1 protein-coding gene is annotated in these 518 nt (G+C 46.9%); it reads left to right on the forward strand.

The genetic code is table 11. From position 1 onward, the window contains the following. The coding region (locus R7Q48_RS31085; RefSeq protein ID WP_411979326.1) for a sodium:solute symporter family transporter at positions 1-518 on the forward strand (518 nt) is incomplete at both ends.

Consider the following 518-nt stretch of genomic DNA (forward strand, 5'->3'; position numbering starts at 1 on the left):
GACATGAGTGGCTGGCTGCTACTAGGTTTGCCAGGTTACGCGTATGCAGCAGGTATCGAGGCATTTTGGCTAGCAGGTGGTCTACTTGCTGGTACATGGGCTAACTGGTTCATCAGTGCAAAACGTTTGCGTACTTACAGCATCCAAACTGACGCGTTAACATTGCCAGAGTTCCTGTCACGTCGTTTCAACGACAAATCAAAACTGATTCAGACCATCTCTGCGTTTTTCATTCTTCTATTCTTCCTTTTCTACACCAGCTCAGGTTTGGTTGCAGGGGGCAAACTGTTTGAAACCGTATTCGGCCTTGATTACAGCATTGCAGTAGTTATTGGTACAGTTTGTGTGGTTTCTTACACGCTGTTCGGTGGTTTCTTAGCGGTATCTTGGACTGACTTAGTGCAAGGCCTATTGATGGCAGCAGCACTGATGATCGTTCCGATTGCTGTTATGGACGGTGGTTTTGGCCAACTGTCTTCAGACATGCACAACATCAACCCAGAACTACTGACGTTGTG

The sequence above is a fragment of the Vibrio sp. 378 genome, from assembly GCF_033339435.1.